At 36.2% G+C, this 210-nt stretch carries 1 pseudogene; it reads right to left on the minus strand.

From position 1 onward, the window contains the following. Nucleotides 1–210, minus strand: a pseudogene (locus tag CWC14_RS18290) (alkaline phosphatase family protein); the annotation flags it as partial.

Here is a 210-nt window from a genome sequence, read left to right on the forward strand (position 1 = left end):
AAAATCATTCACCCAACCCGGTAACTCATTTCTGTAATAAGTGCTGGTAATAAAATACCCACTTTTTGCATCAAACCAATAAGCACCATTGGCACTATGCCCTGCAGGAATAATAGCACCTCTGTCTTTGATCGCAATGCCAATTACTTTACTTTTAAAATTTGATGCTAATCTTAATTCATCTGTAATAGTAGTGGTAAGCATGTTACG

The organism is Pseudoalteromonas sp. S3260, assembly GCF_005886925.1.
Taxonomy (GTDB): Bacteria; Pseudomonadota; Gammaproteobacteria; order Enterobacterales; family Alteromonadaceae; genus Pseudoalteromonas; species Pseudoalteromonas tetraodonis.